We start from the raw sequence: 20506 nt of genomic DNA on the forward strand, positions 1-20506 counted from the left end.
TCATTGATGCTTGACACTATTGTTCTCCAGTCCTGGGACGTCCGCCGCAGGCGGCCCTTCCGGCTCGACGATGCCGCATCGTCAGGAGGTCTCGGCGAGATAGTCGATCAACTGCCCGACCGTGGGCCTGCGGAAGAGGACCGCGATGTCGATCTCCTGCCCGACCCTCGTCTCCAAGGTCTGCTTGATATCGCTCAGGCGCAGCGAGGTGAGGCCGAGGTCGAAGAACCCCACGTCCAGCGGCAGATCCTCGTCCTCCTCCATGTACAGCGCCGACTTGAACTCCTCGGCCACCAGGACCTCAAGGGCCTTCCTGAATTCATGCGGAGGCAATTCGCGCAACTCCTCGAGAGATACACCCTGATACTCCACGGAAACTCCTCCACATCGTCAGATGAAGCACTCGCCGTTAAATTCAATCACCTGTTGCTGACACCCACCTGACGCCCAGCTGACGCGAACTCACAGCCCCTTCATCCCATTTCGCGGACTAGGTTCTGGTGCTACCGTTGCAGCATGAAAGAAGATGGCTTCGACACACTCGAAGAACTTGACAACGTACTTGAATTACTGGGGATTTCCCGTGATCCCGCAGTAAGTGAGTTGACGATCACAGGCAGCGATCCGATACTTCCGTCCACGATCCGAATGGGATCGGCGATAGGAATTTCCCTGCTTTCGGTCTCCGTCGCGGCGGCGCAGATCTGGCACGAGCGGACCGGCCGTGCGCAGAGCCTCGGCATCGACCTCCCCCAGTCGCTGCACCAGATCACGCCCTACCTCGGTGGTGGGAACCGGCTGGGCGGCTACGGATCCAACATGGGCTCGATCCTGGGCGGCGACGGGCAGACCGGTCCCCTCGTCTGGGACTTCTACCGGACGGCGGACGACCGCTGGGTCATCATCATCGCCTGTTACCCCCGGACCCGCGACGAGATGCTGGACCTCCTCGGCACCCCCCACACCAGGGAGCGCATCGCCGAGGCCGTGGCAACCTGGAACTCCTGGGAACTGGAGGAGGCCGCGGCCGCCCGGGGCGTGCCGCTCGCCGTGGTGCGCACCCGCGAGGAGTTCCTGGCCCACCCGCAGGGCAAGACGATCCTGTCCGAGCCCGTGGTGTCCGTCGAACGGGTCGGCGATGCCCCGCCGCGGCCGCTGCCGTCCGGCCCCCGGCCGCTGTCCGGGCTGCGCTGCCTGCAGTTCACCCACATCTTCGCGGGCACCGCGGCGGGCCGGGCGCTCGCCGAGTACGGTGCCGACGCCCTGCATGTGTGCGAACCCAACGCCTTCGACCACGAGCTGTGCTGGAACGAGTGCGGCGTCGGCCTGCGCTCGACCCGCCTCGACCTCAAGGACAAGGACGGGGGCCGGCGGATCTTCGACGACCTGCTGCGCACCGCCGACGTCTTCGTGCACAACCACAGGGCGTCGAAGATGGCCCGGCTCGGCCTCACTCCTGAGGAGTGCATCGAGATGGCGCCGGGCCTCATCCACCTGTCCGTCAGCGCGTACGGGGAGAACGGGCCCTGGCGCGACCGGGGCGGGTTCGACCACCAGGGCCAGGCGCTGGTGGGCATCAACTGGAACGAGCGCGAGGGCGACGAGCCGAGGATGCCGCCCGGGCGGATGCTGAACGACTACCTCGCCGCCAACTTCGCCGCGGCGGGCGTCATGGCCGCGGCCGTCCGCCGGGCCCGCGAGGGCGGCAGCTACCGGGTGCGCGTCTCGCTGGCCGGCGTCGCCAACTGGGCGTGGGAACTGGGCGTCCTGTCCCGGGAGTCCATCGCGCACCTGGGCGCCGACACCCTCCCGCCCGAGCCCGAGTGGCTCGTCCACGACACCCCGATGGGCGAGTTCCGGCACGTCGCCCCGGCTGTACGGCTGAGCGAGACCCCGGCTGGCTGGGACGACACGGTCCTGGTGCCGCGCGGCTCCTCCCGGCCCGAGTGGCGGGCCCCTCACGCGGCCTGAGCCGCCCCACGCTCCGCGACCCCGAACACCTCACCGTTTCCAAGGAGTCACGATGCCTCGCATGCCCTACAAGGATGCCGACGCCCTGCCCGAGTCGATGCGGCCCCTGGCCCAAGGCAAGATCATCAATGTCTACCGGATGCTCCTCCACTCCACCCACACGGTGGAGCAGGTGGCCCGGCTCGGTTCCGCGCTGTTCGCCGGGGCCTCGCTGGACGCGGTGGACCGCGAGCTGCTCATCCTGAACTTCGGCCTGCACTACGAGGCCGAGTACGAGTGGGCCCAGCACGTGTCCATCTCGGCGGCGGTCGGCGTCACCGACGCCCAGCGGGTGGCGCTGCGGCGGGGCGACACCGACGCCGACGTCTTCACGCCGGCGCAGCGGGCCCTGCTCCGGTTCTCCGGCGCCGTCGCCGACGGGCCGACTGTCAAGGACGACGTCTACGCGGCGGTCCGTGAGCACTACAGCGAGGAGCAGGTCGTCGAGACGCTGGTGCTGGCGGGCTTCTACTTCCTCCTCGGCCGCGTCTGCACCGTGCTGGACGTCGACATCGACGCGTCGGACGGCGACGAGGTCGTCCGCCAGGCGCTGCGCCTCCAGGGGCAGTAGCACCCGCCGGGTTCCGGACAGCCCTGCGCCCCGGGGCCGGGAGGCCGAACGCCTCCCGGCCCCGGGGCGTACCCGCGGGGGTGCTCAGGCCCTTGCGGCCAGCCGCCGGCGCAGATGGCGGTCCAGGCTGTTCTGGACGGCGAGGGCGTGCTCGAAGAGATAGAAGTGGTCCCCCGGGAACTCGGTGGCGCCGAGGAATTCCGGGGTCAGCCCGGCCCAGGCCTCCAGGGCGCCGGGCTCGAGGGTGGGGTCGGACGTCCCTCCGTAGGCCGCGATGGGGCAGGAGACGGCGGCGCCGTCCTCGGTGTAGTCCGCGGCGACGACGAAGTCCCCGCGCAGGGAGGGCATCACCGCGGCCAGCATGTCCCGGCTGACCGGCACCTCGTCCGGGATGAGCCCGAACTCGGCGACGCGATCGAGGATCTGCTGGTCCGTCATGTCCGCGACGCCCTCCAGCTCCTTGGACGCGACGAGGCCGGGAGCCCAGCCGGAGACGCCCAGCAGCTCGGGGCCCTGCCCGCCGTTCCGCTCGATCTCCACCGTCAGCCGGTAGGCGAGCAGCGCGCCGAAGCTGTGGCCGAAGACGACGTACGGCCTGCCGTCGAGCTCCGCCTCCAGCGCCTCCTGGAGTTCGGCGAGGAGCGGCTCGATCCGGGTGAACACCGGCTCGTCCAGCCGTTCCTGCCGGCCGGGCAGCTGCAGGGCCCGGCATTCGATCCCCGAGGAGACGGTGGCCGCCCACATCCGGTAGGTCAGCGAGGTGCCGCCCGCGTGCGGAAAGAGGAACAGCTGCGCCTCGGCGTCCAGCGAGGGGTCGGGTGACGAGAACCAAGGGGCCCGCCGCGGCCCCGTGCCCGTGGTCATGTGATCTCCGTTCAGTCGATGGCACGCGTCACGGCAGCGGCGCCTCGGGGATCCCCGCGACCGAGCCGTCGGGCCGGCCGCCCCCGGGCACGCTCCCGCACGCCCCGCCTGACGGCCGAGTCAACCAGCCCCCGCTGACATGCCGCTGATCGGCGGGCCTCCCCTCCGCCCGCACACTCTGAGACACCATTAGGTGGTTTTTACACCTCTTCTCCTTGAATGAGTGGATGAGTGCCGTGAGGGAAGAATCCCGTATAGGCGCCATCCAGGGGGAAGTCGCCTGATTTATGTGAATCCAGGGGGACATGTGAATACCGATGTGACCGTTCTCGGCCTCGGGCCGATGGGGTCGGCGCTGGCCGGCGCCTTCGTCGCCGCGGGACACCGCACGACGGTGTGGAACCGCACGCCCGGCAAGGCGGAACCGCTGGTACGGCAGGGCGCGAGGGAGGCGGGGTCGGCCGGTGAGGCCCTCGCGGCGAGCCCGCTGACCGTGGTGAGCCTGTCGACGTACGAGGCCGTCCGGGAGGTGCTGCACCCCGCGGCCTGCGGCCTCGCGGGCCGGACGCTGGTCAACCTCACCTCGGGGCCGCCCGTGTGCGCACGGGAGATGGACGCCTGGGCCGGACGGGCCGGCGCCGCCTACCTCGACGGCGTGGTCATGACGACCCCGTCCGGCATCGGCAGCCGGGACTTCCTGCAGCTCTACGCCGGCTCGGCGGCGGCCTTCGAGCGGCATCGCGAGACGCTCACCGCGCTGGGCGACGCCACGTACGTGGGCGCCGACACGGCCCTGTCGTCCGTGTACGACACCACACTGCTGTGCCAGATGTGGTCCACGCTCACCGGCTGGCTGCACAGCGTGGTGCTCATCGGCGCCGACGGCCCCGGCGGCAACGTGACCGCGACGGAATACACCGAGGTGGCCAACCGCTGGATGGACACCGTGCGCTCCTTCATGAACACCTACGCCCCCCAGGTGGACTCGGGCGAGTACCCCAGCGGCGACTTCCCGCTGGATCTCCACCGCTCGACGATGCGGATCCTCGCCCACGCCTGCGAGCTCCGCGGGGCCGACACCGGCATGCCGGAGCTCTTCAGCACGCTGACCGAGCGGGCGATCGCGGCCGGGCACGGCGGCGACAGCTACGCCCGCCTGGTGGAGTTCGTACGACGGGAGGGCAGGCCGGAAGCGACCCTGTCCTGACCCGGCGAGGGAGGACATTCCCTCGGGCGTACGTTCGAACCGGCGCCGCCCGCCGGGTGCGGGCGGCCGCGGTTCAGTGGTCGGAGTAGCTGAAGTCGCCCACGGTCCAGGCGCTGACGTCCTCGATCGCGACGCGGTACATCCCGCCCGTCTCGGGGATCCCGATGCTGCCCTGCAGGATCCGGGCGACATGGAAGTGCAGATGCGTGGGCGGCTCGCCGCGCTCGGCCCGGTCCTGGGGCCGGTCGGCGGTGAAGATCCCGGAGAACGGACCCAGGCGGTCGGAGTCCGTCAGGACCTCCGACACCCGCTCCTTCCACACGGATTCCGGGGCCAGCCGCCCGGTGATGACGGTGCCACCGGTGACCACGGTCAGGGACATCTGATTGCTTTGCTCGGACTCCACTTTGGTGGCTACGTCAACGAGCAGTGCGTCAGGGCTCGACATGAGAGCCGATTCTATTCGCCGACCCGGCCGACCGGGTGGCCCGGCCCCGACCTCCTGCCCTCAGCCGCACGAAGGAGACCCCGGGTCACACATCCACAGGCCAGGATTCCCACTATAAGGGACAACGAAAACCATACATCCACATTATGCAGATATGATATGCGTCATGGTCAAGCTTGGACAGTCGCGACTCCGCCGCCCCCGTGGCCGGTGGTCCCTCGTGCAGATGTCCCCGGTGATCCTGACCGTGGTCATCGCCGGCCTGGCCTACTCCACACCCCCGGACATGGCCTTCAGCCGCATCCTGCCCGCGGCCCCCGCCCTGGCGGCCGCCATGTGGCCGGTACTGCCCACCGTGCTGCTGGGGACGGTCTGCTTCCTGCTCATGATCGGCCTGAGCCTCGTGTTCCCCGGCCTGGGCGCGTGGTACACCGTGGCGGGCATCGTGGCGGTCACCGTGGCGGCCGCGTACGGAAGTCATGTGCGGCTCCAGCGGGAGCAGTCCCTCTTCCAGGTCCGGCTCGTCGCCGACGCGGCGCAGATGGTGGTCCTGAGCCCGATGCCGCGCCGCTTCGGGGGCATCGAGATCGAGTCGCTGTACCTCGCGGCCGCGGCGGAGGCCCGTATCGGCGGCGACTTCTACGAGGCGGTCGACACCCCCTACGGGGTCCGGTTGATCATCGGCGATGTGCGGGGCAAGGGCCTGCCGGCGGTGGGCACGGCGGCGGCGGTGGTCAACGCCTTCCGGGAGGCGGCCTACGACGAACCCGACCTGGGCGGCATCGCGCGCCGCCTGGAGGCCAGCAGCACCCGCTACAGCGCCGCGTTCTCCACCGAGGACCTGATGGAGAGCTTCACCACCGCCGTACTCGTGGAGATCCCGCACGACAGGTGCCACATCAGAATCCTCAACTGCGGGCATCCCCCGCCGCTGCTCCTGAACCGTGAGGGACTGCGCGTCCTGAGTCCCACCGCTCCCTCGCCGCTGCTCAACCTCGCCGGGCTGATCGGCGACCACTACAGCATCGACACCTTCGACTGCGCCCCCGACGACCAGCTGCTCCTCTACACCGACGGCGTCACCGAGGCCCGCGACCGCGGCGGCCAGTTCTTCCCGCTGACGGACTGGATGCGCCGGCAGCAGCCCCCGGTGCGGCCCCGGGAACTGCTCGACGGCCTCCACCGCGACCTCCTGCGCTACAGCAGCGGAGGCCTCGACGACGACCTCGCCGCCCTCGCCGTACGCCTGCGGGACGCCCCGGACGCGTGAGGGGCCGCCGCCTCCCCGGCCGGCCCCACCGGCCGGGGACGCGCGCGGGTGCCGCTCAGCTGTCCTTGTGGGCGACGACCAGCACCTCGTTGACCCCGTCCGGAAGCGCGACCGTCTCGGGGCGGAAGCCGGTCTCCTTCAGCCAGGCGTGGCACTCGTCCACGGAGTACTCCCGGCCGCCGTTGGACCACACGAGCATGCTCAGGCTCGCCAGCGTCGCGTACAGCGAGGGCACGGCGTCGCCGACCATGGGGTCGTAGACGATCACCGCGCCTCCGGGCCGCACGGCCCGGTGGGCACTGCGCAGCAGCCTGAGCCGGTCCTCCGGGCCCCAGTTGTGGAGGACGTGGCCGAAGACCAGCACATCGGCCTCGGGAGGTGGGTCGGCGAAGAAGTCGCCCCCGTGGAAGGAGACCGCCGCCGTGCCGCCGAGGCCGGCCATGTGCGCGGCGAAGGACGGCTCGAGCGGCGGCAGGTCGAAGACCGTGCCGGTCAGGTGCGGGTGGCGGGAGACGAGTTCATGGGCGATGTTGCCGCGGGCGCCGCCCACGTCCACGAACGACGTCCAGCGGCTCCAGTCGAGGTCGGCGAGGTGCGCGGCGATGCCCGAGTTGAACATGTCCATGCTGTCGAGGAAGAGGTCGGTGGCGGGCTTGTCCTCGTAGAGCGAGTGGTAGGGGTTGCCCTCGCGGGCCGCCCGGTTCTGCGGCTCCCCGGTGCGCAGCGCCTCGCCCAGGCCGTCCCAGGCGGGGTTCAGCTCCCGCTGGCAGAACTGCAGGTAGCCGCCCATGAAGCCGGGCCGGCCCCGCACGAGGTGCTGCTCGGCGGCGGGGCCGTTGGCGTACCGCCCGCCGTCGGTCTCCAGCAGCCCCAGGCCCACGAGCCCGACGAAGAAGGACTCCGCGCCCGGCATGCGGTACCCCAGGCGCGCGGCCAGCTCGTCGGCCGTGGCGGGCGAGCCCGACAGGTGGGTGAAGAGGTCGGCGTCCATGGCGGTCAGCAGGAGCTTGGTCTGCCAGTGACCGAACAGGATGCCCATGACCTGGCCGGCGCCGGCGCCGTCGGCGGGCTGGGCGGACTGCTCGGGCCGGCTGGAGTGGGAGTTCATGTGCGGAGGCCCTCCTCGGGGCGGAACGGAGTGAGCTGTGGGCGGAAGCGGGTGACGCCGGGCCGGTCAGGCGACCGGGCCGGCGAGGCTGAGGTGATGGCGGTAGCGGGCCCCCGCGTCACCGCCGCCGGCGTGCGCCAGCAGCGGCTCGATCACCGCGTCGATGTGCGCGACGGCCTCCTTCTCGGAGGCCCACTCGGAGAGGACGAGCACGCTCGCGTCGTCGGTGCCGACGTGGAAGTTGGCGGCGATCGCACCGGGGTACGCCCGCTCCTCCCCCTCGGTCTCCTCCTCCGAGGACAGCAGACAGTCGGTCCACTCCCGGACCGAGACGCCGTCGGCCATCGTGAAGAAGGCCCCGGGGAAGCACTCGGCGACCACGCCCGGGTCCGGGGCGGCCACCGGCCGTACGACGCGGTAGAGGTGGAAGACGGCGGGCTCGGGCACGGCGGTGTCGAGCACTCCCCAGCCGGGTTTGCCACGGGAGACGCTCGTCTCGTCCCGCAGCGACTCCCGCAGGGCCTCCTCGGACGACCACTGCGCGTAGGTCAGGAGGGAACGGCCGTCCGTGCTCGTGTAGCAGTTGAGGGAGACGAGCTCTTCGGGCCATGCGCCGGCGCGCCAGTGCGCGACGACGGCGTCCGCCGCGGCGCGCTGCCGTGCGGGGCCGTCCACGGGCACGATGGCGACGAGTACGGCGGCGACGTCGGAACGTTCGAATACCGGTCGCGGCCCGGCTGCAATGGACATCCTCGGCTCCTCTAGACGGTGGCCCACACACGTGCTCGCCCATCTTCGGCAGCGCTCCGAAAAGATCCGACAACCGCTTTTCAAGAAGTCCGTGAACTCGTGTCAGTTTTTCCCGGCCGGGCGCGGGCACTGTCAATTCACTGTCAGCGGAGTCATAAATGAAGTCATAAATACCGTCGCGCCACGGCGAACGGGCCGGCGCCGGCGCGGCGGTGGGCCGTCGGCGGCGGGGCCGGGAGGGCGGGCGTCGAAGGGCCTCCCGGCTGAACGCACCCGTACAATTCGGCGTCCCTGACGGTAGGATGTGCGGGTGACGACCCGAGGGCGCATCGACAAACGGCACGCGATCCTGAACGCCGCGTTCACCGTCTTCTCCCGCAAGGGCTACTCCCAGTCCTGCGTGAACGAGATCGCGGCCGAGGCGGGCGTCGCCAAGCCGACGGTCTACAACCACCTGGACAGCAAGGAGAACCTGTTCCGGCACGCCATGACCGCCGCGGCCGAGGGCGCCATGGCCCGCAACCTCGCCGCGATCGAGGGGCTGCGGGATGCGGGCGGCGAGCTGCGCGGCGCGCTGGAGGAGCTGGGCCTCCAGCTCCTGCTGTGCTACGCCAACGAGCAGTCCTGGGCCCTGCGGAGGCTGCTGTACGCCGAGGTCACCCAGTTCCCCGACCTCCTCGACATCGTCCTCGGCAACGGCACCAACCGCCTCGCCGAGGCCCTGGCCGACCGCCTCGCCCGGCTGACGCTCACCGGCCGGCTGCGGGTGACCGACCCGGCCGCGGCCGCCGAGCAGTTCCTCGCCCTGCTCACCGGCCCCGTCGACATCCGCTCGCGTCTGGGCACCCGGCTGCTGACCGAGCCGGAACTGCGGGACGTGGCCGGGAACGCGGTCAGCACATTCCTGCTGGCATTCGCCGCCGAGGACGCCCGGGCAACGGCCGCCACCTGAATTTGACGGCGAATTGGTCGACTTCACGCGTTCTTGTAAGGAGAGCGATTGAAGCCCCTGTGAGTCTCCTCCTAGCTTGGCAGACGGCCAACGGCCCGAATCGCCGAGGAGGCACGCAGCAGATGACCGCCCCACACCCCGGTACCTGCCCTTTCCACGCCGCGGATTTCTCCGCCGAACGCCTGGACATGGATCCGCGATACGCCCGGTTACGGCTGACGGAACCCGTGGCGAGGGTGACGATGCCCTACGGCGGCGACGCCTGGCTGGTCACCCGCCACGAGGACGCCCGGACCGTCCTCGCCGACCCCCGCTTCTCCCGCGCCGCCGCGGCGGGCCGGGACATTCCGCGCAGCACCCCGCTGCCCGACCAGCAGAACGCCTCGCTGCTGAGCCTGGACCCGCCGGAGCACAGCCGGCTGCGACGGATGGTGACCAAGGCCTTCACCCACCGCAGGGTGAGCGCCATGCGGCCGCGCGTCCAGGAGATCGTCGACGGCATGGTCGACCGGATGACCGAGACCGGGCCGCCCGCCGACCTGGTCTCCGCCCTCGCCTGGCCGCTGCCCCTCACCGTGATCTGCGAGATCCTCGGCGTCCCGGCGGAGGACCACGGGCTGTTCCGGGACTGGATCGACCGGTCGGTGGCCCTGTCCGCCGACGACCCGGAGACCATCAAGGAAGCCGACAACGCCCTCTTCTCCTACATCTCCGGCCTCGTCGAGCGGCGCCGGGCCGCCCCCGCCGACGACCTGCTGGGACAGCTGGTGGTCGCGCGGGACGAGGGCGACCGGCTCAGCGAGCTCGAGCTGGTCGTCTTCGGGGTCAACCTGCTCATCGCCGGGCAGGAGACCACCGCCAACGAGCTGGGGAACTTCCTGCACACCCTGCTGAGCCGCCGGGAGCACTGGGAGGCACTGACCGCCGACCCGTCCCTGATCCCCTCGGCCGTCGAGGAGTTGCTGCGTCACATCCCGCTGGAGGCGAGCGTCGGCGGGCTGGGGTTCCCCCGCGTCGCCCTCGAGGACGTCGGGCTCGGCGGCCGGACCGTCCGCGCGGGAGACACCGTCGTGGTTCCCAACGCCTCGGCGAACCGGGACGGAAGCGTCTTCGACCGGCCGGACGAGCTGGTGCTCGACCGGGAGCGCAACCCGCATCTGACCTTCGGGCACGGCGCCCACCACTGCCTCGGCGCCCCGCTGGCCCGGCTGGAGCTCCAGGTGGCCCTCGAGACGCTGGTCCGGCGCCTGCCGTCGCTGCGCCTGGACGTCCCGGCGGACGAGGTGGCGTGGAAGGCGAACCGGATGATGCGGGGGCCCGAGGCGCTTCCGGTGGTCTGGTAGCCCCCGCCACGGGCGCCGGACGGGCTCGGGGAGCCCGTCCGGCGTCACGCTCGCCATCGGGCGGGCCTCAGGCGGCGGTCCTCTCCCGCGGGGCCAGGGCCAGCGCCAGGATCGCGCAGACGACCAGCGCCGTGGCGGTCGCGGCGGCGATCACCGTGAAGGCCGACCGGTAGCCGCCGTCCAGCGCGGAGAAGAACACCGAGCCCATCACGGCCACGCCCAGCGACCCTCCGAACTGCTGGGTCGTGCTCCAGATGCCCGAGGCGGTGCCCACGTGCCGGGGCGGCACCGCGGAGGTGAACAGCGTCACCAGCGGCGGGATGATCAGGTTGAGCGCGGCGCCGAGCACGACCAGGCCGGGTACGAGCGACCAGGACGAGACCGTTCCGCCGGCCGCGCGGGCGGCGACGAGGACGCCGAGCGTGCCCAGGGCGAAGAGCAGGCAGCCTGCCATCACCACGCCCCGGCCGAAGCGGGCGGTCAGCCGGCCGGCGACCACGGCGGTGAACAGGCTCCCCACGCAGAAGGACACCGTGACCAGGCCGGCGCGCAGCGGGCTGTAGCCCTGCCCGTCCTGGAGCCAGAGGGTGAGCACGAGCAGGAAGCCGTTGTAGCTGGCGAAGGCGAGCAGCAGGACGGCGCGTCCTCCGCTGAAGGAGCGGTCGCGGAAGAGCCCGGCCGGCAGCAGGGGCGCGTTGCGCCGCCCTCCCCCGCGCTCCTCGGCCAGGGCCAGCGCCACGATGGCGACGACCCCGGCGGCCAGCGACAGCCAGCACCAGACGGGCCAGCCGTACTGGCGCCCCTCCATCAGCGGGAAGACGACGGCGACCAGGCCCACGGTGAGCACGGCGGCGGACAGCAGGTTGGGACGGGTGCCGCCGGGCACCTTCGTCTCGGGCACAAGCCAGATGCCGAAGGCGATCACCAGTGCGGCGACGGGCACGTTGACCAGGAACAGGGTGCGCCATCCGAGGTCGCCGACGTCGGCGGTGATGAGGACTCCGCCCACGACCAGGCCCAGCGCCTGTGCCATGCCGGCGACGATGCCGAACAGGCCGAAGACGGTGGCGCGTTCGCGCCCCTCGAAGGTGCTCTGCAGGGTGCTCATGACCTGCGGGGCGATGCCGGCGGCGGCCAGGCCCTGGACGACGCGGGCCACGATCAGCTCCGTCGGGCTGTCGGCGAAGCTGCACCAGAGGCTGGCCAGGCCGAAGAGGGCCACCGCGTAGAGGAAGATCCGTTTGCGGCCCCACACGTCCCCCAGCCGGGCCGTCGTGATCAGCGCGACGGCGAAGGCCAGCAGGTAGGAGGCGGAGATCCACTCCAGCTGGGTCGGACTGGCGTCCAACTCCCGCTGGATGGTGGGTAACGCGACGTTGACGATCGTGACGTCCAGCAGGTCCATCAGGAAGGCCACCGTCAGCACGGCCGCCGCCGCCCACCGGCGCGGGTACGGCCCCGCGGCTCCCGGCTCGGTCACGGCTTCGGCGGATACGGCGGGGGAGGCCGGTTCGACGCTCACAGCAGGTCTCCAACTCGGCTCGGTACACTGGAGTTGTCTGAACTAGTGGGTTCAATTTAGTGACCGAGCCGGTAGCCCGCAAGGCTGGTTGGAGGTCGTGCCGATGTCCAAGGTCGTTTCAGGACAGGCCCGTTGACGCGGGCGCCGTCAGCGCCCCAGCATCGTCTCGGTCGCCTCGTGCAGCCGGGCCGCGTCGCCCGGATCGAAGGACGGGTGCCCCAGTCCGATCGGCCGGCTCTCCGCGTACGCGCTCAGCCGCGCCGCGGGCGGAGCGTCGATGAGGGCGGCGATCGGCACGATGCCCTGCTCCACGGGCTTGCCGAACTTCTTCATCATCTCGATGTGGGCCGCGGTCTCGGCGTCGTAGTCACCGGAGAAGCTGGTCGACACGCTGCCCGGGTTGATCAGGACGTACCGGATCCGGCCGGTCGCGTGCCGCTCGGCGAAGGAGACGCCGAGCAGGTCGTTGGCCTTGCCGCCCTGGTTCAGGGCCTCGACGCCGTCGTAGCCCCGCGCGAGGCCGAAGTCGTCCCAGTGGACCCGGCCCATCGGGGTGCCGGGTCCGGCCACGTTCATGACGACGGGCCGCTCGGCCTTCTCCAGTTCCCCGGCGAGCCCGTGGCTCAGCAGGAAACGGCTCAGGTAGAAGAGCGCGAAAGTGCGCTCGAAACCTTCGGAGGTCTGCCGGCGGACGCTGCTGTAGTGCCGGGCGCACAGCACGAGCGCGTCCACCACGGGGAAGTTCTCCCTGATGTGCTCGATGACCCGCCTGTTCTCGGCGACAAGAGCGAGATCGGCCTTGAGGAAGAACGCCCGGTCGTCCGCTCCCATTTCCCGGGCGGAGTCCAGTAATGCCTTTCCTTTCTTCACGTCGCGGCCGAGGATCACCACCCTTTCACCGCGCCTCAGATAGGCGAGGGCGAGCGCCCTGCCCATCCCGTCGGTGCCGCCCTGAATCACCATGGTGCGCATCCGGAAAACCTCCCTGAACGGCGGCGAGAGAAGCTCAACTCGCCTTTGCCGACCCGGAGTTGGGCCGACTGCGCGTCAACGTACCACGCTACCGAAGAGGCGGTAGCGCTTGAATCCGATGGGCCGGACACCAGGGATGTCGTTGCTGGCGCGCAATGCCGAAGCCCGGCTCGCGCCGTCCAGGAATACGTCGTGCGCGGCGTCCGACGTCCATTCGGCGTAATTGAGCACGCGGGTGCCGTCCACGCTGGCGTGGAAATTGGCGGAGATCATGCCCGGGTGTTGTGCGAACGGCATGTTCTCGAGCGTGCCGACGAGCGAACCGATGACATGCTGCTGCCGTTCCGCGCCGTCGACGTCGAAGGTGGCGACGACCACGCAGGCCGTCTCCCGGGGCGCGGCATCGGGCACGACGGTCCGGTGCAGCCGGTATTCGACGGCGCCCGTCCGCGCGGCGGGGCCGAGCGAGCGCACGAAGGGCGCGTACGCCCCGGCGTCGTCGCACTGGGCATAGGTCAGCACGGTCTCGTCGTCGGCGCTGAGGAAACAGCTGAAGGACAGAATTCCCCGCGGCCACGGCGTGCCGCTCCACTGGTCGAGGAGTTCCCCGAGCACGGCGGTGCCGTGTTCGCGGCCGGGTACGTAGCGGTGGCTGACGAACACCGCCCCGGCGTCGGCACGGCGGACGTCCGGCAGGGCGGCGGTGGCGGGCGAGGTCATGGCGTCTCCTGGGCGTGGTGGTCGGGGGTTCCGGCGCCCGGGGCCGGTGCGCGCAGCCCGGCGACGGCCGTCACCAGGCCCACGGCCGAGACCGCGGTGAGCAGCGACAGGGCCGGCCGGTAGCCGTCGTGGGCCGTCAGCAGCGCACCGACCGCCGGCAGCGTCACGACGCCGCCGAGCTGGACCCCGGTCTGGTAGAGCGGCACCGCGCGGCCCCGTTGCGCCGCCGGGACGGTGGCGGTGGCCTGCATGTTGAGCGCCGCGAAGGCGAGGACGAAGCCCGCCTCGACCAGCAGCAGGACGGGCAGCATCCCCGTGGCGTACGGCCGTCCCTCCGGCCGCCACAGGTACAGCGCGCAGCCCGCGAAGGGCGTGAGCGCCCCGAGGGCGATGAGCCGGGCGGTGCCGTGGCGGGCGACCAGCCGGCCGGCGAACGGGACGGTCACCGCCAGCGGGACGCACGCGGGCAGCAGCGCCAGCGCGCACTTCCACGGCGCCCAGCCGAACCGCTCCTGGCACTGGAAGGTGACCAGCAGCAGCAGACCGGCATAGGTGCCGTTGAGGGAGGCGGCGCCCAGGGCCGAACGCCGCAGCCGGCCGTCGCGCAGCAGGCCGGGCCGGGGCCCGGCCGGGGCGCCGGCGGCCGGCGGGTCGGGCGGGAGCAGTCCCAGCCCGAGCAGCATCAGGGCCAGGGCCACCGGTGCCGGGAAGAGGAACGTCCAGCGCCAGCCGGCCTCCAGCAGCGCCCCGGACAGCAGCGCGCCCACGGTGAAGCCGGCGGCCCCGAAGAGGGAGTAGACCGACACCGCCCTGCGCTGGTCCGGCCCGTCGCGGAACGTCGTGCTGATGATGGCGAGCCCGGTGGGCGCGGTCAGCGCCGCGCAATCGTTGGCCGTGACAGCTACAGGGCGTGGCAGACACCGTCTGTCGGCCACCACGTGGCGGATTCATCCCCTCCGTTCAGTGGCTCGATCCTTGCCCGATACGGCCTGTTCAGCCCCCGGGCGGAACCCGGCCTCGGGACGGCGACGCCCGAGCGGGCCGCCGAAAAAACCGACCGCGCGTGACAACGGCCGCGGAACCGGTCACTCTGCGTCCGATCAATCACTTGAACACCCAGGTATTGAACTGAATGGTTCAACATCCTGGTACACACGGTAAGTCGGGATTGCCTCGACGGAGAAGCATGCGGCGCCCCGGCCATCCGGTATACGGACAGTTTGCGGTTCGTACTAGTGTGCGCGGGTGAGTCTTTATGTCGTCGTAGGATTCGGGCCCGCCGGAGCGGCCACCACTCGGCTGCTGGCCGAGCAGGGCCATTCGGTGCGCGTCGTCACCAGGTCGGGCCGCGCCCCGGAGCCCGGCACCGAGCACATCGAGCACGCCGAGCACGTCGAACACGTCGCGCTGGACGCGACGGACAGCGAGCGCCTGACCGAGGCCGCACGGGGCGCTGCCGCGATCTTCGGCTGCGCCGCGCCGCCCTACCACCGCTGGACCGAGGAATGGCCGCCGCTGGCCTCGTCGGCCTGCGCTGCGGCCGAGGCGACCGGGGCCGTCCTGGTCATGCTGGGCAACCTCTACGGCTACGGCCCGGTGGACGGCACCCTGACCGAGGACCTGCCGCTCGCGGCCACCGGCCCCAAGGGCCGGGTGCGCGCCGCCGCCTGGGAGCAGGCGCGGGCCCTGCACGAGCAGGGCCGGATCAGGGCGGTCGAGATGCGGGCCTCGGACTTCTTCGGGCCCGGCGTGACCGACGGCGGACACCTGGCCGCACGCGTCATGCCGCGACTGCTGCGCGGCAAGCCGGTCTCCACGCTCGGGGATCCGGACGCCCCGCACAGCTGGAGCTACCTCCCCGACGTGGCCAGGGCCCTGGTCGAGGTCGCGGGCGAGGAACGCGCCTGGGGACGGCCCTGGCACGTCCCGACGGAGCCCCCACTGTCCGTCAGGGAGATGGCCGGCCTCCTCGCCGCCCAGGCGGGAACGCGGCCGGTCGCCGTGCGCGGGATGCCGTCCGCCCTGTTGAGCGTCGCATCGGTCTTCTCCCCGCTGATCCGCGAACTGAAGGAGATCCGCTACCAGTTCGACCGTCCGTTCGTCGCCGACTCGAGCGCGTACGACGACGCGTTCACCGTACGCGCCACCCCGATCGACCAGCAGGTCAAGGCGACGGTGGACTGGTGGCGTGAGCGCCTGGCCACCACCGGGTGACACCGCTCCCGCCAGAACCGCGTTAAGAAGCAGGCAGTCACCTTCCCTCACGTGCACGCCGGTTGTTCTACTAGTGTGCAAACAAGTGGAGGTACTGTCATGCCGCACTCACGATCCGCGTCCCTCGACGCCCGTCGCATCGCCGTCGCCGTCGCGCCGGCCCTGATCGCCGCCGCCGTCGTCCTGTCGGTCTTCCTGTCCGTACAGGACCGGCTCCCCGGCCGCATGGCCGTCCACATCGGAGACGGAGGACGCGCCGACGGCTTCTCGGGCCAAGGCTCCTTCCTGGCCACCGCGTTGGGGGTGCTGGTGGGCGACGGCGTCGTCTTCGGCGGGCTCGCTCTCTGGATACGGCCGAACCCGGGCGTGCAGCGCGTCCTGGCCGCCATCGGCGGCGCCGTCGCGGTGCTGACCGGCTGGCTGGTCACCGCCGTGCTGCTGGCCAACACCGACGTCTCCGACGCCGCCACCGTCACCCTGCCCGGGACGCAGGCCGCACTCGCCTTCGGCGCGGCAGCCCTCTACGCGGCCGTGGGCTGGGCGGCCTGCGGCACGGCCCAGGAGACCGAGACCGTCTCCGGGCCCTCCGCCCAGGCCCCGCGCCTCACCCTCGGCGACGCCGAGACCGCCGGCTGGACACAGGTGACGGGCTCCCGGGTCCTTCCCGTCACCGGCGCCCTGATACTGGCCGCCGGCATCGTCGTCTGCGTCACCACCGGATGGGCGCCCGCACTGCCCCTGCTCCTCACCGGAACGCCCATGACCGTGCTGACCAGCGCCCGGGTCACCGCCGACCGGCGCGGGATCACCGTCACGCCCTCGCTCGTCCCCTGGCCGCGCCTGAACGTGCCTCTGGAGAGGATCACCGAAGCCGGCCACCGCACCGTCAACCCGCTGCGGGACTTCGGCGGCTGGGGATACCGGGCACGCCCCGGAGCCAGCGGCATCGTGCTGCGCACCGGCGACGCCATCAGCGCCCGTCTGACCACCGGCAGCGAGTTCGTCGTCACCGTCGACGACGCCGCCACCGCCGCCGCGCTGCTCAACACCCTCGCCGACCGCGAACGCCGCACGTCGGCCGGGGGGTGACCGTGCTCTTCCGTATCGACCCCTCCTCGCCCCTCCCCCTGGGCGACCAGATCGCCGCCTGCGTGCGCGGCGCCATCGCCGACGGCACCGTACACACCGGCGAACGCCTGCCCTCCGCCCGCGACCTCGCCGCGTCCCTCGGCGTCAACATGCACACCGTGCTCCGCGGCTACCAACGGCTGCGCGAGGAAGGCCTCCTCGAACTCCGTCGCGGCCGCGGGGCCGTCGTCACCGGAGGACCGTCCGCCGAGCGCGCCCGGCTCACCGAACAGGCTCGGCGCCTGGTCACCGACGCCCGCGCGCTCGGGCTCAGCGACAACGACGTGATCGACCTCGTCAGGAATTCCCTGACGGCCGACTGCCAATAGGCATGAGATGCGCCGGGAAAGCCTCGGTCAGCGGCGGGATATGGAGCGCTGGGGCGGCGCGATACGTACCCGCTTTTCCACAGGCGCGCTCTCGATGTCGTCGAGTTGCGCGACGATCGTGCTGCGCAGGTCGTCGTAGTCCTCGAAGTGGTAGTCGTTGAACAGCGTGTAGCCCGTCCACATCAGATTGGCGCACACCCGCGCCGGCACCCCGCCGGTCCGGGCGCCCATTCCGACCAGCGCCACCGACGTGATGCTGCCCGGCGCAATCTTGTTCTGCTGATGGATCGCCTGGAACGCGGCGGCGCACGCCAGGGCGACATTCAGGGTCTCGCTCACGTTCTGCGAGGACGATTCCATCGTCGGCGTGGAGATCAGGAACTTCGGATTGACGGCCCCGGACGGAACGCACACCGCGCTTCCTACTGGGAGCGTTCCGGCAAACCGGTCGCGGATCGCCCGCTGCACACGCAGCTGGATGCCCGCTCCCAGATGCCGCTTGATGGCCGCGTCGACGCCGCCGTCCATCCGGCCCCGGGAGTTGGTCGGAGTGACCCAGGTGTCGACCTTCTCATCGAGGATCGAGCCCTTGCGGATCTCGATCCCGGGGGTATCGGCGAACGCCGCCCGCCATGCCTCCACCACCTTCGCGTTGACGTCGGTCAGCACCACCTTGAGCGGCGCCTGCTCGCGGTTCACGGCCATAGTTCACTCCCATCGGGAACGGTCCTTCCAACGATCACGACGCTACCGCCCACCACTGACAACCGGTGGGGAGCTCCGTTGTCGTACCCCGTTGCTAGCCTCCGGGCCATGATCGATGCCAACACCCCTGCCCAGCCCGACGCGAACGACCCGCTGGCCCTTGCAGAACTGTTCAAGGGCGGCGGTGAACCCTGGCTTCCGCTGTTGAAGCCGGTCATCGAGGCTCAGCCGAACGCAGCCGCGTTCATCGGCTCGGGCCGCGGACAGGAAGTCGTCCCCGTCCGCGAACTGACCTTCCAGGCGCTCAAGCCCAATCCGCCGCACAAGTGGAAGGTCGTCGTATTCGGTCAGAACCCGTACCCGCGCCCGGAAAGCGCCACGGGCATCGCCATGTTCGACAACACCTTCCACGACTGGAAGGACAGTCAGTTCGGCAGGGTCGTGAGCATCCGCTGCATCATCAAGGCGGCGGCGATGTGGAAGTACGGCATACCCAAGAAGACCCCGATCGCCGACATCCGCGCGCTGTTGAAGAAGCAGGACACCGTCCAGCCGCCGGAATGGTTCCAGGCGATGCTCACGCAGGGCGTACTGCTGCTGAACGCGGCACTCACCGCTAGCAGTGACGGGGGGAGGGGCGCCGATGCCGACCGGCACACGGCATTCTGGCGTCCGGTCACCGAGCGGATCGTCGAGGAGGTCCTCAAGGCCAAGCAGAACGCCGACGAGGAAGACCGTGGTGTCGTCTTCGCGTGGTGGGGAGCTCACGCCCGCAACCTGAAGAAGGTCGTCCTCGAACTCCAGAAGAAGTACCCCGACGTCGACGTCCGGCACATCGACCACCCCAATCCCGCGGCGCAGGGCGACATCTTCTGCGAGGGCGACCATTTCGGAGTGGTGAACGACGCCCTCGCGTCGCTGGGCGCCGATCCGATCGACTGGCTGCCGAGCAAGGGGTGGAACGAGGGCGCGGCGGAGGCCGGCGGGACGGACGGCGGCATCGCCGAACGCATGGGCGCGTTCATCACGTCCACCATGGAGCTGCACCAGCTGTATCTCGAACGGCTCGCCAGCGTCAAGGACGAGGGTCTCGCCCTCCCCGCGATCACCGGTGTGTTCGACACCCCGCTCATGGACTTCCAGGACGCCGTCGCCCCGGTCGCCGAGCTGCTGTCCGGCCTCGGCCGGCACGTCAACCAGTCGCGCGAATTCGGCAAGAGGAGGGCGGACGAAGCGGCCGGCAGCCTCTCCGCCGACGCGATCGCCGCCCTCTATCTCTACACCTGCCAGTCCGCGTTCTACCGGGAGATCAACGCCGTCCTGCGTGCGCCGGACCGGGCCAAGGTCATCCCGTATCTCCCCTATCTGCGGCTGCTGTTCTCGGCGGTGTCGCAGCTTCCCGCCCGCAAGGAGCCGTTGTGGCGCGGCGTCTCGCTGGACCTGCGTGCGCAGTACCCGCTCGGCCGGACCGTGACCTGGTGGGGCGTTTCCTCGTGCACGCCCAATCTCAACGTGGCCCGGAACTTCCTCGGCAGCCGCGGCAGGCGGACGCTCTTCGAGGTGGTCCCCGCCCGGGCGGTGGGCATCAGCAGTTTCTCCGCGTTCGCCGGCGAGGAGGAATTCATCCTCTCGCCGGGCACACAGCTCAAGGTGACGGACGTGAAGACCGAGCGCGGCGGTCTGTGCACCGTGAAACTGACCGAACTGGAAGAGCAGACCCTCGTGTCCTGAGCCGGCGCCGCTACGATCCGTCGGACGCCCTAGGCGTCCGGCGGTCGGCGGACCTCGCCCGTGCCCAGCCTGATCACGGCCCGGGGCCGCATGGGCTCCTCACCGCGCCGCGAGAGCAGGACCACCTCCTCGACCACGGCCGTCAGCGTGCCGAGCCGGGCGGCGCACTCGGCGGCCAGACGCCGCGGGTCCTGGGTGCGGCCGAGCGACAGATGCGGGGTGAAGCGGCCGCCGCGCCCACGGCAGAGCGGGAACCGCAGCCCCAGCGCCCGATGGAGACCGGCCCACGGCGCCGGCCCCGCCGCGGCCGGATCGAGCCACACCGTCGCGGCCTGCCGGTGCCGGAAGTACCGCACGCCGGCCAGCCGCACCTCGAACGCCGCGCTCTCCGCCGCCCCGGCGGAGAGCAGCGGCACGGCCCGCCCGAACTCCTCCTCCGGAACGAAGCCGAACAGCACGTTCACATGCGGCGGCCACCGCCGCACCTGCGGATCGTGCTCCCAGCGGATGTCCTGGATCACCGGCCAGAGCTCCCCCGGCGGCAACCACGCCACCGCCGTCCGGGCCGTGGGCGCCACCTCGAGCACCTCCACCGGCTCGGCCCCACCGAACACCGGATCCTCGTCCACACCCCCATGATCCGCGCCCCGCCCGCACCGCAC

21 protein-coding genes are annotated in these 20506 nt (G+C 71.0%); 10 read left to right on the top strand and 11 right to left on the bottom strand.

Annotated elements, in window-relative coordinates; translation table 11 throughout:
- Positions 1-81: 81 nt before the first annotated feature.
- Positions 82-372, bottom strand: a complete 291-nt coding sequence (locus tag J1792_RS27110; protein ID WP_207248387.1) for an acyl carrier protein — start codon at positions 370-372, stop codon at positions 82-84.
- A 276-nt stretch (positions 373-648) separates the two neighbouring features.
- On the opposite strand from J1792_RS27110, the gene J1792_RS27115 reads away from it, so the two are divergent.
- Positions 649-1971, top strand: a complete 1323-nt coding sequence (locus J1792_RS27115; protein WP_179198970.1) for a CoA transferase — start codon at positions 649-651, stop codon at positions 1969-1971.
- 61 nt (positions 1972-2032) lie between these two features.
- Complete coding sequence (locus J1792_RS27120) at positions 2033-2581, top strand: carboxymuconolactone decarboxylase family protein (protein WP_086571864.1); 549 nt, start codon at positions 2033-2035, stop codon at positions 2579-2581.
- Positions 2582-2665: 84 nt separating this feature from the next.
- On the opposite strand, the gene J1792_RS27125 is transcribed toward J1792_RS27120, so the two are convergent.
- The gene (locus J1792_RS27125) at positions 2666-3445 is read right to left on the bottom strand and encodes a thioesterase II family protein (RefSeq protein WP_086571862.1); all 780 of its coding nucleotides are present in this window, start codon (positions 3443-3445) and stop codon (positions 2666-2668) included.
- A 307-nt stretch (positions 3446-3752) separates the two neighbouring features.
- Here J1792_RS27125 and J1792_RS27130 point away from each other — a divergent pair, with 307 nt between their 5' ends.
- The gene (locus J1792_RS27130) at positions 3753-4652 is read left to right on the top strand and encodes an NAD(P)-dependent oxidoreductase (RefSeq protein WP_086571860.1); all 900 of its coding nucleotides are present in this window, start codon (positions 3753-3755) and stop codon (positions 4650-4652) included.
- A 73-nt stretch (positions 4653-4725) separates the two neighbouring features.
- On the opposite strand, the gene J1792_RS27135 is transcribed toward J1792_RS27130, so the two are convergent.
- A complete protein-coding gene (locus J1792_RS27135) occupies positions 4726-5100 on the bottom strand; it encodes a GvpU-like protein (RefSeq protein ID WP_086571858.1) in 375 nt (124 codons plus the stop codon).
- A gap of 166 nt (positions 5101-5266) precedes the next feature.
- Between J1792_RS27135 and J1792_RS27140 the strand changes: the two genes are divergently transcribed.
- Positions 5267-6370 carry a PP2C family protein-serine/threonine phosphatase gene (locus tag J1792_RS27140; RefSeq protein ID WP_086571893.1) on the top strand — a complete coding sequence of 368 codons (1104 nt, stop codon included), beginning with the start codon at positions 5267-5269 and terminating at the stop codon, positions 6368-6370.
- 55 nt (positions 6371-6425) lie between these two features.
- Here J1792_RS27140 and J1792_RS27145 read toward each other — a convergent pair whose 3' ends face one another.
- Complete coding sequence (locus J1792_RS27145; RefSeq protein WP_242646624.1) at positions 6426-7478, bottom strand: methyltransferase; 1053 nt, start codon at positions 7476-7478, stop codon at positions 6426-6428.
- A 66-nt stretch (positions 7479-7544) separates the two neighbouring features.
- Entirely contained in the window at positions 7545-8228 is a 684-nt protein-coding gene (locus tag J1792_RS27150) for a hypothetical protein (RefSeq protein ID WP_207248388.1), read from the bottom strand.
- Positions 8229-8538: 310 nt separating this feature from the next.
- On the opposite strand from J1792_RS27150, the gene J1792_RS27155 reads away from it, so the two are divergent.
- Together J1792_RS27155 and J1792_RS27160 are read left to right on the top strand one after the other, a co-directional pair.
- Complete coding sequence (locus J1792_RS27155; protein WP_307843104.1) at positions 8539-9180, top strand: TetR/AcrR family transcriptional regulator; 642 nt, start codon at positions 8539-8541, stop codon at positions 9178-9180.
- 122 nt (positions 9181-9302) lie between these two features.
- Positions 9303-10523, top strand: a complete 1221-nt coding sequence (locus tag J1792_RS27160; RefSeq protein ID WP_207248390.1) for a cytochrome P450 — start codon at positions 9303-9305, stop codon at positions 10521-10523.
- A 67-nt stretch (positions 10524-10590) separates the two neighbouring features.
- On the opposite strand, the gene J1792_RS27165 is transcribed toward J1792_RS27160, so the two are convergent.
- The 4 genes from J1792_RS27165 to J1792_RS27180 all read right to left on the bottom strand — a co-directional run bounded on the left by J1792_RS27165 (position 10591) and on the right by J1792_RS27180 (position 14675).
- Positions 10591-12045, bottom strand: coding sequence for an MFS transporter (locus J1792_RS27165; RefSeq protein ID WP_207248391.1), 1455 nt, complete (start codon positions 12043-12045; stop codon positions 10591-10593).
- 147 nt (positions 12046-12192) lie between these two features.
- The gene (locus J1792_RS27170; RefSeq protein WP_086568619.1) at positions 12193-13017 is read right to left on the bottom strand and encodes an SDR family NAD(P)-dependent oxidoreductase; all 825 of its coding nucleotides are present in this window, start codon (positions 13015-13017) and stop codon (positions 12193-12195) included.
- A gap of 75 nt (positions 13018-13092) precedes the next feature.
- Entirely contained in the window at positions 13093-13737 is a 645-nt protein-coding gene (locus tag J1792_RS27175) for an antibiotic biosynthesis monooxygenase (protein WP_086568621.1), read from the bottom strand.
- Positions 13734-14675, bottom strand: coding sequence for an MFS transporter (locus J1792_RS27180; RefSeq protein WP_307843105.1), 942 nt, complete (start codon positions 14673-14675; stop codon positions 13734-13736). The genes J1792_RS27175 and J1792_RS27180 overlap by 4 nt, the downstream gene beginning before the upstream one ends.
- Positions 14676-14982: 307 nt before the next feature.
- Between J1792_RS27180 and J1792_RS27185 the strand changes: the two genes are divergently transcribed.
- The 3 genes from J1792_RS27185 (at position 14983) to J1792_RS27195 (ending at position 17408) form a co-directional block, all read left to right on the top strand.
- Positions 14983-15951, top strand: coding sequence for an NAD-dependent epimerase/dehydratase family protein (locus J1792_RS27185; protein WP_207248392.1), 969 nt, complete (start codon positions 14983-14985; stop codon positions 15949-15951).
- Positions 15952-16050: 99 nt separating this feature from the next.
- Positions 16051-17040, top strand: a complete 990-nt coding sequence (locus tag J1792_RS27190; protein ID WP_207248393.1) for a DUF1648 domain-containing protein — start codon at positions 16051-16053, stop codon at positions 17038-17040.
- A 2-nt stretch (positions 17041-17042) separates the two neighbouring features.
- Entirely contained in the window at positions 17043-17408 is a 366-nt protein-coding gene (locus tag J1792_RS27195; RefSeq protein WP_086568643.1) for a GntR family transcriptional regulator, read from the top strand.
- A 27-nt stretch (positions 17409-17435) separates the two neighbouring features.
- On the opposite strand, the gene J1792_RS27200 is transcribed toward J1792_RS27195, so the two are convergent.
- Entirely contained in the window at positions 17436-18113 is a 678-nt protein-coding gene (locus tag J1792_RS27200) for a macro domain-containing protein (RefSeq protein ID WP_207248394.1), read from the bottom strand.
- Positions 18114-18221: 108 nt separating this feature from the next.
- Between J1792_RS27200 and J1792_RS27205 the strand changes: the two genes are divergently transcribed.
- On the top strand, positions 18222-19844 hold the full coding sequence (locus J1792_RS27205; protein ID WP_086568630.1) for an ADP-ribosyltransferase domain-containing protein: 1623 nt from the start codon (positions 18222-18224) through the stop codon (positions 19842-19844).
- A 29-nt stretch (positions 19845-19873) separates the two neighbouring features.
- Here J1792_RS27205 and J1792_RS27210 read toward each other — a convergent pair whose 3' ends face one another.
- Complete coding sequence (locus tag J1792_RS27210) at positions 19874-20473, bottom strand: 2'-5' RNA ligase family protein (RefSeq protein WP_242705303.1); 600 nt, start codon at positions 20471-20473, stop codon at positions 19874-19876.
- Between the last annotated feature and the right edge of the window lie 33 nt (positions 20474-20506).

It is taken from the genome of Streptomyces triculaminicus, assembly GCF_017349075.1.
In the GTDB taxonomy this organism is placed as follows: domain Bacteria; phylum Actinomycetota; class Actinomycetes; order Streptomycetales; family Streptomycetaceae; genus Streptomyces; species Streptomyces triculaminicus.

Excerpts from the sequence above, each read along its gene's own strand:
- J1792_RS27150 (WP_207248388.1), bottom strand. The coding sequence starts at position 8,228 with ATGTCCATTGCAGCCGGGCCGCGACCGGTATTCGAACGTTCCGACGTC.
- J1792_RS27205 (WP_086568630.1), top strand. The coding sequence starts at position 18,222 with ATGATCGATGCCAACACCCCTGCCCAGCCCGACGCGAACGACCCGCTG.
- J1792_RS27170 (WP_086568619.1), bottom strand. The coding sequence starts at position 13,017 with ATGCGCACCATGGTGATTCAGGGCGGCACCGACGGGATGGGCAGGGCG.
- J1792_RS27200 (WP_207248394.1), bottom strand. The coding sequence starts at position 18,113 with ATGGCCGTGAACCGCGAGCAGGCGCCGCTCAAGGTGGTGCTGACCGAC.
- J1792_RS27135 (WP_086571858.1), bottom strand. The coding sequence starts at position 5,100 with ATGTCGAGCCCTGACGCACTGCTCGTTGACGTAGCCACCAAAGTGGAG.
- J1792_RS27120 (WP_086571864.1), top strand. The coding sequence starts at position 2,033 with ATGCCCTACAAGGATGCCGACGCCCTGCCCGAGTCGATGCGGCCCCTG.
- J1792_RS27125 (WP_086571862.1), bottom strand. The coding sequence starts at position 3,445 with ATGACCACGGGCACGGGGCCGCGGCGGGCCCCTTGGTTCTCGTCACCC.
- J1792_RS27160 (WP_207248390.1), top strand. The coding sequence starts at position 9,303 with ATGACCGCCCCACACCCCGGTACCTGCCCTTTCCACGCCGCGGATTTC.
- J1792_RS27145 (WP_242646624.1), bottom strand. The coding sequence starts at position 7,478 with ATGAACTCCCACTCCAGCCGGCCCGAGCAGTCCGCCCAGCCCGCCGAC.
- J1792_RS27140 (WP_086571893.1), top strand. The coding sequence starts at position 5,267 with ATGGTCAAGCTTGGACAGTCGCGACTCCGCCGCCCCCGTGGCCGGTGG.
- J1792_RS27115 (WP_179198970.1), top strand. The coding sequence starts at position 649 with ATGGGATCGGCGATAGGAATTTCCCTGCTTTCGGTCTCCGTCGCGGCG.
- J1792_RS27190 (WP_207248393.1), top strand. The coding sequence starts at position 16,051 with ATGCCGCACTCACGATCCGCGTCCCTCGACGCCCGTCGCATCGCCGTC.
- J1792_RS27175 (WP_086568621.1), bottom strand. The coding sequence starts at position 13,737 with ATGACCTCGCCCGCCACCGCCGCCCTGCCGGACGTCCGCCGTGCCGAC.